The organism is Rhizobium sp. SRI_017, assembly GCF_057586295.1.
The window spans coordinates 65,164-78,143 of the sequence record NZ_JBYCZP010000014.1; the positions used below are offsets into that span (position 1 = coordinate 65,164).

Below are 12,980 nucleotides of genomic sequence, written 5' to 3' on the forward strand. Positions count from 1 at the left end.
GACCCGGCTTTATTCCCCAACAGCGAAAAGGAACCGGACAGACCGACCGTACCGTTGGTATTCATGGTATGTTTGGACCAAGCCGGCCGCGTCACACGAGTTCCACATCCACCACGCCCGGACTCGCCCTCAAAGCCGCCGCGATCTCCGGGGAGATGCGATATTTCTCTGGCAGTTCGACCTCGATCTCCTTGCGGCCGTCGTCCTTGATCAGGATGAACGAGACCAGCCCCTCGCCCCTGGTGCCGAGATGGGTGGTGACGCTCTTGAGCGGTGCGGCATCGCGCAGAAAGACGCGCATCGCCTTCTGCATCTGCACGGATTTTTCCTCGAGCGATTGCAGGCTGTTGATGCGCAGGCTGATGCCTTCTGGCCGCTCCTCGGCTTCGACGCCGATGACGAAGCTCTTTCCGGTTTCCAGCAGGTCGCGGTATTGCGCGAGCGTTTCCGAGAACATCACCGCCTCGAACTGGCCTGACGAATCCGAGAAGGTGACGATGCCCATCTTGTTGCCGGTGCGGGTCTTGCGCTCCTGCTTGGACGTCACGGTGCCGGCGAGACGGCCGGGTGCCTTGCCCTGTTTCACCGCGTTGGAGAAGTTGGCGAAGGTCTGAACGCGGATCTTCTCCAGCGTCTTCGAATAGCTGTCGAGCGGATGGGCGGTGAGATAGAAGCCGAGCGCCTGGAATTCCTTGAGTAGCTTTTCCGATGGCAGCCAGGACGGGACCGACGGGAAGACGATCCGCTCCGGCCCGGCGCTCATCGTACCGAAGATGTCGGATTGGCCACTGACCTTGTCGGAGACGGCCTTCTGGGCATAGGCGAGCAGCCGGTCGATACCACCGGCAACCACCGCACGATCGATGCCGAAGCAATCGAAGGCGCCGGCCGCATTCAGGCTTTCCCAGACGCGGCGGTTGACGAATTTCGGATCGGTGCGGAGGCAGAAATCCTCGATGCTTTCGAAGGGCCGGTCGCCGCGCATCTCGACGATGTGATCGACGACCGCTTCACCCACGCCCTTGATGGCTGCGAGCGAGAAATAGATGCAGTTTTCGCCGACTTCGAAGGCGCGGAATGAGGTCTGCACACTGGGCGCCACGACCTTGATGCCGAGCCGCATCGCATCCTGCCGGAAGTCGTTGACCTTCTCGGTATTGGCCATGTCGAGGGTCATCGAGGCGGCGAAGAACTCGACCGGATAATGCGCCTTCATATAGGCGGTCTGGAAGGAAACGACCGCATAGGCTGCGGCATGCGACTTGTTGAAGCCGTAATTGGCGAATTTTGCCAGCAGGTCGAAGATGATGTCGGACTGGTTCTTGGACACGCCATTGGCCATCGCGCCTTCGACGAAGCGGGCGCGCTGCTGGTCCATTTCCGCCTTGATCTTCTTGCCCATGGCGCGGCGCAGCAGGTCGGCTTCGCCGAGCGAATAGCCCGACAGGACCTGGGCGATCTGCATCACCTGCTCCTGGTAAACGATGACGCCCTGGGTTTCCTTGAGGAGATAGTCGATCTTCGGATGGATCGATTCGATCTCTTCCTCGCCATGCTTGCGGGCATTGTAGAGCGGGATGTTTTCCATCGGGCCCGGGCGATAGAGCGCCACAAGCGCGATGATGTCTTCGATGCAATCCGGCTTCATGCCGAGCAGCGCCTTGCGCATGCCCGCGCTTTCCACCTGGAAGATGCCGACCGTTTCGCCGCGGGCCATCATCTCGTAAGACTTGGCATCATCGAGCGGCAGTGTCGAAAGATCGATCTCGATGCCGCGGCGGCGGACGAAATCCACGGCGACCTTGAGGACGGTCAGTGTCTTGAGGCCGAGGAAGTCGAACTTCACCAGGCCGGCCTGCTCGACCCATTTCATGTTGAACTGGGTAACCGGCATGTCGGAACGCGGATCGCGGTAGAGCGGCACGAGTTCGGCCAACGGCCGGTCGCCGATGACGATACCGGCGGCGTGGGTCGAGGCGTGGCGATAGAGACCCTCGATCTTCTGGGCGATGTCGAGGAGGCGGGCGACGACCGGCTCGCGCTCGGCCTCCTCCCTGAGCCGCGGCTCCTCCTCGATCGCCTTGGAGAGCGGCGTGGGATTGGCCGGGTTGTTGGGCACGAGCTTGCAGATGCGGTCGACCTGGCCATAGGGCATTTCGAGCACGCGGCCGACATCGCGCAGCGCCGCCCGCGCCTGCAGCGAACCGAAGGTGATGATCTGCGCCACCTGCTCGCGGCCATATTTGGCCTGTACGTAGCGGATCACCTCTTCGCGGCGGTCCTGGCAGAAGTCGATGTCGAAGTCCGGCATCGAGACGCGTTCAGGATTGAGGAAGCGCTCGAACAGCAGCGAGAAACGCAAGGGATCGATGTCGGTGACGGTCAGCGCATAGGCGACCAGCGAGCCCGCGCCCGAACCGCGGCCCGGGCCCACGGGAATGTCATGCGCCTTGGCCCATTTGATGAAGTCGGCGACGATGAGGAAGTAGCCGGGAAATTTCATTCGCTCGATGATGCCGAGCTCGAACTCGAGGCGATCGCGATATTCCTGCTCGGTATAGCCGTCGGCGAGCCCGATGGTCTTGAGCCGCATCTCCAGCCCTTCCCAGGACTGGCGCTTGAGCTCCTCGGATTCCGGATCCGTGCCGTCTTCGCTGCCCGTGTCGGCCGTGAAGCGCGGTAGGATCGGAGCGGTCGTCTTGAGGATGAAGGAGCAGCGCCGCGCGATCTCGACCGTGTTGTCGATCGCCTCGGGCAGGTCGGCGAACAGCTTTGCCATCTCAGCACGCGACTTGAAATAATGGTCGCGGGTGAGGCGGAAACGATTGTCGTCGGAGACCATGGCATTGTGCGCCACGGCCATCAGCGCATCATGGGCGTCAAAGTAATCGAGCGTCGGGAAGAACGGCTCGTTGGTCGCCACGACAGGCAGGCCCTGGCCATAGGCAAGATTGAGCATCGCCGCCTCGTGGCCGCGATCATAGCCTTCATGGCGTTGCAGCTCGACATAGAGCCTGTCACCGAACAGGGACTTGAGCCGATCGAGCCGGCTCATCGCCAGCGCACGACTACCCTCCGACAGCGCAATGTCGACCGGACCACCACGCGCGCCCGTCAGCGCGATCACGCCCGGCACGCCCTCGCCCAGCCAGGAGCGCTTGATATGGATCGACCCATGGCCGCCCTCGCCGTCCATATAGGCGCGGCTGACAAGGTGCGAGAGCCGGTAGTAGCCATCAGCCGTGGCAGCCAGCAGCACGATGGCCGGCAGCTTCCTGAGTTGCGGCTGGCGGTTGGTGCGCTCGTCGCCGGTATCGTCCTCCATGTCGATCGAAAGCTGGCAGCCGATGATCGGCTGCAGGCCGTCGCCCGAGGCGGTCTTGGAGAATTCCAGTGCGGCGAAGAGATTGTTGGTGTCGGTCAGCCCAATGGCGGGCTGGTCGTCGGCGACGGCCTTGGCGATGATCTTCTTGACCGGCAACGCCCCTTCGAGGAGCGAATAGGCCGAATGGACCCTGAGGTGGACGAATTGCGGGCTTTCGGCCAGTGCCGGGATCGGGCCACCATTCGCCTTCAGGAGAGAATCATCCGCCATACCGCCACCTTCTTGCCACACCGGATTTTACCGGTGCAGCCGGGGCAGCGCGAGTCCCCTTTCGGGGTCCCCCACTAGAAAGTGATCATCAACACGGCGCAGCTGGTGACGAACATAACGATCGAGGTGAACGCTGCCATGTCACGAAGAAAATCGGTCATATCTGCCTCCTGTTCGCTTATGTTTCTTTAATGTTCTATTTTTGTTCACGAGTCAATCAGTCAAATGACGGGTGGTAAACAAAGTGTTAGGGGGCGGAGGATCATGCCCGGAATCCACATGGGCCGGGGCTCAAATCGCACACAGGGATCGGAGGGCTACTACTGGACCTGGCGTGGAATCTTGGCGAAGATGCTGAGGCCGAGCCAGTCCTGCATGGCCCTGGCGATGACCGGATCGCCCTCCACGTCGAGCTCGCCCGTGTCCGCCGCGTGCCGTACGGTGGTCAGCCCCATCCAGATGGCGGTCATCGACCTCAGCGAACTGCGGACCTGAAGGTCGAGTTCGTATCCGGGGTCGAAATTGCACAGGTCCACCTTGCCGTCTTCGACCACCAGCCACCAGCTTTTCTGCGCGGCGGCAAGTTCGGGGTACAGAAACTGTATCGTGCAGCGCCGGGTCGGCAATTGCCCTGCGTCGAGGCAACGACGCATATCCCACATGAGGAGCGAAGGGTCGAGATTTCTCAGGGAAAGCCGTGACTCCATCCAGCGCTGCGCCCAGTTCCCGAGGCCGATGATGACGGGCCGGAGTTCCTCCCCCGCTTCGGACAGACGATATTCGACCGTCCCCTTGGGCTTCCGCGTCGTCGTCACCACGCCGGCTTGCTCGAGTTCCTTGAGCCGCTTGGAAAGAAGCGCCGGCGACATTTTCGGGACGCCACGGCGGAGTTCGTTGAACCGCGTGGAACCACAGAGGAGTTCACGAACGACCAGCGTGGTCCAGCGGGAGCATAAGACTTCCGACGCCATCGAGACGGGGCAGAACTGCCCATATCCACCGCGATCCTGCATGCCGTTCTCCTCGCCGGGGCCTCCCGGAGCGCCATCATAGACGACATCCGCGGAGCGACCAACAGGGCCGACAGACGCCAGTACAGTTCCAGAACTGGAGGCTTTCCTCCAATGCGAGCACAGTCGGGCATAGCTTGTTTCACACAAGAGGATTGGGAAATGCAAAATCTGGCAGAAGTCACGCCGATGACGAGCACCTTGGACGCCGCCGACAGGAGCGTCGCCGAGATCGCCGCGTCACTTGCGCCTGAGATCGCAGCTCGCGCGGCAGCCTGCGACGACACCGACCGCTTTGTCGGCGAGAACTACGCGCTGCTCAAGGAAGCCGGGCTGGTGGAAGCCGGCGTTCCAAGAGAGCTTGGCGGGCGCGGGGCCGATCTCGCAGAACTGTCGGAGATGGTACGGCTCCTCGCGCATGCGTGCGGCTCCACGGCTCTCGCCTTCTCCATGCACACCCATCAGGTGGCGATTCCTGCCTGGCGGTGGCGGCACCAGAAGGTGACCGCGGTCGAACCGCTCCTCAAGCGCGTGGCCGCCGAAAGGCTGATCCTGCTCTCAAGTGGCGGCTCGGACTGGATCGGCGGCTCCGGCATGGCGGAGAAGGTCGAGGGCGGCTATCGCATCAGCGCTCGGAAGGTCTTCACTTCCGGCGCAGAGGCCGGCTCCATCCTGATGACCGGCGCCGTCCACGAAGCGGAAGACGGTACGCGCTCGGTCGTGCATTTCGGTGCGCCGATGAAGGCGCCGGAAGTGCGGATCGAAAACACCTGGCACACGCTCGGCATGCGCGGCACCGGGTCCAACGACGTGATCATCGATGGGCTCTTCATCCCCGATGCCAATGTCGCGTTTTCACGCAAGGCCGGTGAATGGCATCCCGTGTTCCAGGTCATCGCCACGCTCGCCTTCCCCCTGATCTATGCCGTCTATCTCGGGGTGGCCGAGAGTGCCCGCGACATCGCTATCGCGCTCGCAGCGAAAAAGCGCCCGAGCGAGGCCCTCACAAGCCTTGCCGGTCGCATGGATACGTCGCTGCGCGCAGCGCAACTCGCGCATCGTTGGATGGTCGACACTGCATCACGCAACACGCCGTCGGCGGAGAGCGTAAACGAGGTGATGATCGGCAGGGCGCTCGTGGCTCGCCACGCCATCGAAGCGACGGAACTGGCGATGGAACTCGCCGGGGGCGCCGGCTTCTTCAGGGCCAACGGGCTGGAGCGCCGCTTCCGCGATGTGCAGGGCGCACGCTATCATCCGATGCAGCCGGGCGCACAGGCGCTCTATGCGGGCGCGATGGCGCTGGATCAGCCGGTGGCGACCATCTTCTAGATGTGTTGATGCGGTGAATGTTGGAGCAAGGCACGGCGGCTGATTGCCTTCGTGTCAAAACTCAAACTTCAGCCCGACCTGCACGACCGGATAGACCTTGAACGGCGAAATGCGGTTCTGGGCACGCTCGATCTCGCGTCGGATGTCCTTCCTGGAGAAGCCGAGCTTATTGGCACGGGAATCGACATCGAGATTGGGCGTGCCGGCATAGAGCGCGCCGAGGTCGAAATTCAGCGACAGGCCTTGCTTGATCTTCACCGAATAGCCGACGCCCAGATAGGGCTGGATGACGTTTTGCGTCACCGTGAAATCGGTCAGCGGATTGGGCACGAAGACCTCGGCACCACTCTTCAGCTTGCCATGCAGGTTCTTGACCTTGCCTTCGATCCGGTTGGCCGAAAGGCGTGCACCGCCGGAAAGGTAGAAATCATTTGCGAAGGGGAAATAGTCGACGGTCACGCCGGCGTTGAGAAGCGAGACGCGCGAATGAAGATCGTAGTCGTTGCGCTTGTAGACGAAATTGCCGGCATAGCCGTTCACGCCTGCCCGCACCTGCCATTGCTGATTGAACCGGTAACCTGCCTCGATGCCTGCACCTGATGTGGAGACATTGGGGATCAGGAAGAAGCGGTCATAGGCCGGATCGTCATCGGCAAATGCCGGCGCCGCCAGCATCGAGGCCAAGGTGGCAAGCATTCCGACCGGCAATTTCATCGTCTTTCTCCACCGCAACGCCGCGGCTCGTGATTCGGCATCCTCCGAATCTGCTCAGAGGGTAGTCGCAACCAATTGAGAGAGTTCTAATTTCCCGAGACTCTATCGGGGTTTCAGGGGGAGTTTTCCGCTCAGATGCCGAATGAGGTGACCGGCCTTGCTTCTATCGGCTGCACCCCAGCCTTGAAGCCAGGGACGCGAAAGCCCGCGGGAGCGGCCGCCTCCGCGGCTCGCTGACCTCCAGCCACGCTGACATGGCTCGCCGCGACGGCTTCGAGCAGCCGGCCGATCCAGCGTGAATACTGCCTAACATGATAGAGATTGACCATCAGCGTGCTGACCGCGTGACGCTCTTCCCAGGCCATGATGCCGGCCTCGACCGAGACCCGGACGAGGCGGTAGAGCGTGCTGCGGGACAGGCCAAAGGACTCGGTCATCGCCGGTATGCTTAATCCGCGTGCCGGGATCCATGCCTCGGCCGTCGCGCCCATCGGCAGGTGCCTGAGGATCTCGCTCATCACCAGCCAGCCGCCGCGCATGTCCTGAGTAAGGCAGATATCGAGCGGTGCCCTCGCCCATTTCGGATTGGCGAGCAGGCCGGTCATCATGTCGAGATAGATGCGCATCACGGCCTTGTGGTCGAGCGCACTGATGTCGTCGCCGGTCGCGCTCTCGATCAGCATGCGGGTCCAGTCGACGAGTGCTGCCTCCATACTCTCGGATAGGCTCATGAGCTTGACGCGCCGGTCCCCGCGATGGTTCCGCTTGCTGAGGTACCCGTAGGCGGCGAGTTGGTTGAGGAAGGCGAGCGAAGTATTGCGGCTCGCAATTTCGAGCTCAGATGCACGCTCGCAGATCCAGTTGGCAGCGGCACCGCACACTGGGCTGTCGCTTTCGCCGTGGCAGGTCACGGCAACAAGATGCACGAGCAGCCACTTCTGGCGCGTATCGACGAAACGCAGGAAACGGCGGTTGCGCTTGAAGTAGTCGATATTCGCTTCCGCATGGCGCCTGATTTCAGGCAACAGGTTCTCATGGCCGCTGATACCGGCGCGCATCGTCAACATTGTCGTATTCCCTTCTCTCGCAGGCATTTTAGCCTGCCGTCTCGAGGGTAGGATGCACGGGCATCGGCGGCGCTGATGTTCCCGCGGGAACAAAAGCCGATTTTTTTAGAGATTCGTCCGAATAAATTTGAAAGCCCGTTCGTTGCCGCCTATTTTCGGACAAAGCCGAGTAGGAAAAGAGGTTTCGGTCCAAAGGGTTCGGGAAAGGGCAAATGCACTTGACCGACCATCGGAAGACACTTCACCTAGGCGACACTCGACGACTCTGAAGCGGTGATCAATGGCGAAACGCGCGTACAACATTCCCAATATGCTGACTTACGCCCGTATCCTGGCCGTGCCGCTCATCGTCCTCTGCTTCTTCTTCGAAGGTCGGCTGCAGAGTTCGGATTTCGCGCGATGGACGGCGCTCGGGCTGTTCTCGGTCGCTTCGATCACGGATTATCTCGACGGCTATCTCGCGCGGATCTGGAACCAGACCTCGAATATCGGGCGGATGCTCGACCCGATCGCCGACAAGCTGCTGATTTCCGTCTGCCTGCTGCTGCTCGCCGCTGACACGGAACAGACGATCGCCGGTTGGTCGCTCTGGGCGGCGATCATCATTCTCAGCCGTGAGATCCTTGTCGCGGGCCTGCGCGAATACCTCGCCGAACTGAAGGTGTCGGTTCCGGTCACGCAGATCGCCAAGTGGAAGACGACGGCGCAGATGCTGGCGCTCGGCTTCCTGCTGGCAGGCCCGGCGGGCGAGAAGGTGCTGCCCTATACGATCGAGATCGGCATCACGCTGCTCTGGGTGGCCGCGCTACTGACGATCTACACCGGCTACGACTATTTCCGCGCCGGCATCAAGCATGTGGTGGACGAATGAAGGCCAAACTCGTCTATTTCGCCTGGGTGCGCGAGCGGATCGGCAAGAGCGAGGAAGAGATCGACCTGCCCGCGAGCGTCGCCACCGTCGGCGATTTGCTCAATCATCTCAAGACGCTGGGCGAGGAATATGAGACCGCGCTGGAGCATGACCGCGTGATCCGCGTGGCGCTCGACCAGGAACATGCGCATCACACCGACCGGATATCCGGCGTGCGCGAGATCGGCATTTTCCCGCCGATGACGGGCGGCTGAGATGCCCACCGTCGAGCCCGTCGTCCGCGTCCAGGCGGAGGATTTCGACCTCGCGGCCGAGACCGCACGACTGGCCGAAGGCCGCCGCGACGTCGGCGCCATTGTCACCTTCACCGGCCTCTGCCGGGACGAAGGTGGTCGGCTCACGGCACTCGAACTCGAACATTATCCCCGCATGGCTGAGGCGGAGATCACCAGAATCTGCCGCATCGCCATCGATCGCTGGCCGGTGACCGGCCTCACCGCTATCCACCGGTTCGGCAAGATCCCGCCCGGTGGCAACATCGTCCTCGTTCTCGCCGCCTCCGCACACCGGCAGGCTGCGTTCGACGCGGCAAATTTCGTCATGGACTACCTCAAGACCTCCGCGCCTTTCTGGAAGAAGGAGCATTTCGCCGATGGGTCGGAGGGCGGATGGGTCAGCGCCAAGGATGCGGATGACGCCGCGCTTCGGCGGTGGAGTCCAGCGGCATTAGATGGCTAAGCTCGCCTCTCCTGCCTGACGACGACCGCAAGAATGACGAGCAGCGAGAACATGGCGAGATCGCGCCAGAGGAACGGCATGTAGGCGCCCCACAAGGTTTCGGCGAGGCCGAAGAGTGCCGCCCCCGCCGCGCAGCGCGCCGGCGAGGACTGGTCACCGATCGCCGCGATCATCACCACCTTGAGCCCGAACATCAGCCCTGCCCCGAAGTCCATCGAGCCGTAATAGGCCGTCGCCATAATGCCCGAGACCGCGGAGAAGGCGGCGGTCGTCATCCCGGCCAGCACCACCACACGGCCGGCATCAATGCCGAGCAGCGAAGCCGCAAGTGGATCGTCGGAGACGGCGCGCCAGTTGCGGCCCTGCCGGCTGCGGTCGAGGATATAGCCGGCCGCGATTACGATCGCGCCCATCGCGACCGCGTTGATGACCTGGATCTGGGTCAGCACAACCGGAAAGCCGGGAAAGTCCCAGAAGGTGACGCGCTGGTTAAGGAAGGGCGACAGCCAGAGGTCACGGCTATTGGCCGCGATGCGCACCAATTCCATCAGCACGATCATCACCGCGAGCGATGCTGTGATGACCGAATTGGGCGACGCGAATGAGAGTGGTCGGATGACCTTGTCCCCGACCACCGCCGAGGCGAGCATCGTGTAGGCAAAGCTCGCTGTAACACCGATGGCCAGCGCCGCGGGATAGATCAGCCAGAGACGGTCATAACCGAAGGCGGTGAAATAGACGAAGACCTGGCCGGCAAAGGCGAAGAGCGCGCCTGGCGTGAAATCGGCGCGCCTGGTCAGCGCGAAACTCAGCGAATAGCCGAAGGCCAGCATGGCATAGAGCGCCGCAAGCGGTGCGGCATTGAGCAGTTGCTGCAAGAAATAGGCGAGCTGGACTTGTGACGGCATGCGCAAATTATAACTGGCAAAATTGCTTTTACCAGTTATAATTCTGCGATGACCTTTCATTGGACACCGCATCGTTTCACCGGGGGCGCGCTGGCGCTCGATGTCGCCAACAGCGTCATCCTGCGCTTTGACGAAAGCCGCCGGACCGACCGTTTCGCAGCACCATCACAGCTCGGCGCCTTCCCTGCGGCAGCATCGGCGCTTTCGGCCGAACGGGCGGATTTTCCGGCGCTTGCACCGGTTTCAAAGGATCGTGAGAATAGTTTCATGGCGCTCCGGGAATCGATCGACGCGCATTTCCGTCACCGCACGCTTCATGGCATGGACGATTCTCGGCTGCTGGCCGAGTTGCTCGCCCGGCTGTCATCGACCTTTGCTGCTCATGCGGCTCATCCGGATCCCTGCCCGGTGGATCTCGCCACGGCGCGCTCGGCACTGAAACTCATCGCTTCTCCCGATACGGAGCGGCTGAAGATCTGCCCGAATTGCGAATGGCTGTTCCTCGATCGCAGCAAGAATCGCAGCCGCACCTGGTGCGACATGGCGGTCTGCGGCAACCGCGCCAAGGCACGGCTCCACTATCAGAAGAAAAGAAAGGCAGAGACGCAATGAGGGCGCTTCTGACGATTCCCGTCCTTGCGACGCTGCTGTTCGCGACCGGCTGCCAGCGCGAGGCCTCGGACTACATCACCATCAACGGCAAGGTCTTCATCTTCAACATCCGCTACGGGCGCGCCTTCTACATGCTGACGCTGAACCGCCTGCCTGCGACGCCCGACGATGCTGTGGTCGTGGCTGAGTTCGAAAACCCGGCCGGCGGGCCGCCGCTTGTCAAGGAACAGAAGGTCTTTCCGAAGATGGCCCGGATCGATCTCCAGAGCCCGGATGTCGACTGCGTCGTGACCGGCAAGCCCTACAAGATCCACATTATGCTGAGGAGTGCCGAGGGCAAGACGCTGCAGACAATCGACACCACGCTCAATTCGACGCTGGATTCGACAATGCTGCCGGCGGGCGCGCTCGTCGAGGGTCCCGCCTATGACAAGACCAAGGACGCCTACAATTCCGACGGCACGATCCGCTTCCGAAAGAAGTGCAGCTAAGCTACTCTTGGACTTGAAATAAATCCCTCCCGCTATACGTTTCGCCATGGGAAAGTCCCGTTGGCCTCTCTAGGCTCGATTCCGGCATTTGCTCTTGTTCGAGAGGTGGCGGGGCAAGGCAATGTCGTGCGGAGCGGCCGCATTGGTAAGCAGCAAAGGCGTCGAAGTTGATTTCCAGACGTGCGTTTCTTGTCGGCGCCGCGGCGGCGCCGCTTCTTCGGGTCCTGCCGGCGACCGCGCAGGAAAGCTGCGGGGCGGAGAATGACGTCCTCGTGCTTGCGGACTATGTTCTCGCAAACCGCTCAAAGCTGCCGAAGCTGCAAAGCCGGCGGCAAGGCGCCCTGTCGGCCTATCTCAAAATTCACTATCAGCAACTGAGCAACGAGCAGATCGACGGCATGATCGGCCCGCTCGTGACGGCGCGCGTCGACCGGGCACGGGAGTTGCTCATCAGCTGGCGCATCAGCGCGCTCGGTCTGGAGGCGATGCTGTCGGCCGCAACTCCGGAAGCGGAGACCGAGATGTTGACCGCCGGCCTCGGCATTTCGATGCTTCGTGCCGCCGTGATGTCGGGCGAAATTCCGTTTCTCTTCGACAAGATGGCCGCCCGGCCCGAAGACAGGCGCGTGCAGCTCGAAATCAGCCTGGTGCAGGCCATGCTCGATGTCGACCACGCGTCCGCGCTCGAAATTGCTTCGGAAGCGCTGTCGCGCAATCTTCTTTTCACAGCAGGCGGCCTGATCGCGACCCATTCCGATCTGGAAGGATGGAAAGCCTTCCTCGCCCAGGTGCCGGACAAGGGGAAGGCCGACATACTGGTCACACGTCTCTATTGGCTCCCGTCGCTTCGTGGACGACCGGCACTGCCGCACCATCCAAACGACGATGCCAAGACAAGGATGATGCGCGCCTTGGACTATCAAGCGATGGTGGCGGCCGCCCGCACGCCCGAGCGCGAATTTCTCATGACCTATCTCAACTTTTCCGGCGATTATGCCGGAACTGGTGCGGCGTCGACCATGATCAACGACCTGACCCGCGACGGCTCGACGATCGACATGGAGACGGCGTGGCTGGTGGTCTACGAGGCGTTGAAGGAGGCCGCTCCATCGCGTAAGAAGGTAGAAGGACAACTCGCCCGGATCCCGTTCTCCGGAACGCGGTTCGGCGGCACCCACATCCGCGAAACGCTGGACACGATGCTTGCAGTGGAGGCGTTCAAGGCCGCGGCATCGGGCAAAGGCGTGGCGCCGGAAATGGTGGAGGACGCCTCGAGGGAATTCGTCGTCCAGCTACCGGCCTGGCGCGAGGCGGCAGAGGCTATCGGCAAAGGTGCCGATCTGGCGCCCTTCCGCTCGAGCGGGCAGAAGCTCGGCATCGTTGCGAATCTGCTCTTCGCGATCGGCAGATTTGCCGATCTTACCAAGTTCCTCACCAGCACCGTGCCCAACGGCGACAGTATCCGGCTCGCGGAAATCTATGCCGAGGCGCTCGACCGGCGCTGCGCCGGCCACCTCGCCTTCCCCGCCGAGGCCGTCACAATGCCCGGCGTGCCCCTCTTTCGTTTCGATACATGATCTTTCCTTGACGCGGAATTTGGCTATTCTGAAAGCCCGAACGCAATCAGCGCTTTCGGAGGTTT

12 protein-coding genes are annotated in these 12,980 nt (G+C 62.0%); 7 read left to right on the forward strand and 5 right to left on the reverse strand.

Annotated elements, in window-relative coordinates; genetic code table 11:
* Positions 1–91: 91 nt before the first annotated feature.
* Together dnaE and AC2YI2_RS25410 are read right to left on the reverse strand one after the other, a co-directional pair.
* Positions 92–3,595, reverse strand: a complete 3,504-nt coding sequence (gene dnaE / locus AC2YI2_RS25405) for a DNA polymerase III subunit alpha (protein ID WP_487389309.1) — start codon at positions 3,593–3,595, stop codon at positions 92–94.
* A gap of 320 nt (positions 3,596–3,915) precedes the next feature.
* Positions 3,916–4,608 carry a winged helix-turn-helix transcriptional regulator gene (locus tag AC2YI2_RS25410; protein WP_487389310.1) on the reverse strand — a complete coding sequence of 231 codons (693 nt, stop codon included), beginning with the start codon at positions 4,606–4,608 and terminating at the stop codon, positions 3,916–3,918.
* A gap of 186 nt (positions 4,609–4,794) precedes the next feature.
* On the opposite strand from AC2YI2_RS25410, the gene AC2YI2_RS25415 reads away from it, so the two are divergent.
* A complete protein-coding gene (locus tag AC2YI2_RS25415; RefSeq protein WP_487389433.1) occupies positions 4,795–5,937 on the forward strand; it encodes an acyl-CoA dehydrogenase family protein in 1,143 nt (380 codons plus the stop codon).
* 54 nt (positions 5,938–5,991) lie between these two features.
* On the opposite strand, the gene AC2YI2_RS25420 is transcribed toward AC2YI2_RS25415, so the two are convergent.
* Positions 5,992–6,651, reverse strand: coding sequence for a hypothetical protein (locus AC2YI2_RS25420; RefSeq protein ID WP_487389311.1), 660 nt, complete (start codon positions 6,649–6,651; stop codon positions 5,992–5,994).
* A 131-nt stretch (positions 6,652–6,782) separates the two neighbouring features.
* Entirely contained in the window at positions 6,783–7,718 is a 936-nt protein-coding gene (locus tag AC2YI2_RS25425) for a hypothetical protein (RefSeq protein WP_487389312.1), read from the reverse strand.
* A 280-nt stretch (positions 7,719–7,998) separates the two neighbouring features.
* Here AC2YI2_RS25425 and pgsA point away from each other — a divergent pair, with 280 nt between their 5' ends.
* From pgsA to AC2YI2_RS25440, 3 genes are read left to right on the forward strand one after another with little or no spacing between them, the layout of a single operon-like run.
* Entirely contained in the window at positions 7,999–8,589 is a 591-nt protein-coding gene (pgsA, locus tag AC2YI2_RS25430) for a CDP-diacylglycerol--glycerol-3-phosphate 3-phosphatidyltransferase (RefSeq protein WP_487389313.1), read from the forward strand.
* Complete coding sequence (gene moaD / locus AC2YI2_RS25435; protein WP_487389314.1) at positions 8,586–8,843, forward strand: molybdopterin converting factor subunit 1; 258 nt, start codon at positions 8,586–8,588, stop codon at positions 8,841–8,843. Before pgsA ends, moaD begins: the two co-directional genes overlap by 4 nt.
* Position 8,844: 1 nt before the next feature.
* On the forward strand, positions 8,845–9,327 hold the full coding sequence (locus tag AC2YI2_RS25440) for a molybdenum cofactor biosynthesis protein MoaE (RefSeq protein ID WP_487389315.1): 483 nt from the start codon (positions 8,845–8,847) through the stop codon (positions 9,325–9,327).
* Here the strand turns inward: AC2YI2_RS25440 and AC2YI2_RS25445 are convergent.
* Positions 9,324–10,235, reverse strand: a complete 912-nt coding sequence (locus AC2YI2_RS25445; protein ID WP_487389316.1) for a branched-chain amino acid ABC transporter permease — start codon at positions 10,233–10,235, stop codon at positions 9,324–9,326. The two genes, AC2YI2_RS25440 and AC2YI2_RS25445, sit on opposite strands and share 4 nt — an antisense overlap.
* A gap of 48 nt (positions 10,236–10,283) precedes the next feature.
* Here AC2YI2_RS25445 and AC2YI2_RS25450 point away from each other — a divergent pair, with 48 nt between their 5' ends.
* The 3 genes from AC2YI2_RS25450 (at position 10,284) to AC2YI2_RS25460 (ending at position 12,915) form a co-directional block, all read left to right on the forward strand.
* The gene (locus AC2YI2_RS25450) at positions 10,284–10,847 is read left to right on the forward strand and encodes a CGNR zinc finger domain-containing protein (RefSeq protein WP_487389317.1); all 564 of its coding nucleotides are present in this window, start codon (positions 10,284–10,286) and stop codon (positions 10,845–10,847) included.
* Positions 10,844–11,338, forward strand: a complete 495-nt coding sequence (locus tag AC2YI2_RS25455) for a hypothetical protein (protein ID WP_487389318.1) — start codon at positions 10,844–10,846, stop codon at positions 11,336–11,338. The genes AC2YI2_RS25450 and AC2YI2_RS25455 overlap by 4 nt, the downstream gene beginning before the upstream one ends.
* 167 nt (positions 11,339–11,505) lie before the next feature.
* On the forward strand, positions 11,506–12,915 hold the full coding sequence (locus AC2YI2_RS25460) for a hypothetical protein (RefSeq protein ID WP_487389319.1): 1,410 nt from the start codon (positions 11,506–11,508) through the stop codon (positions 12,913–12,915).
* Positions 12,916–12,980 lie beyond the last annotated feature (65 nt).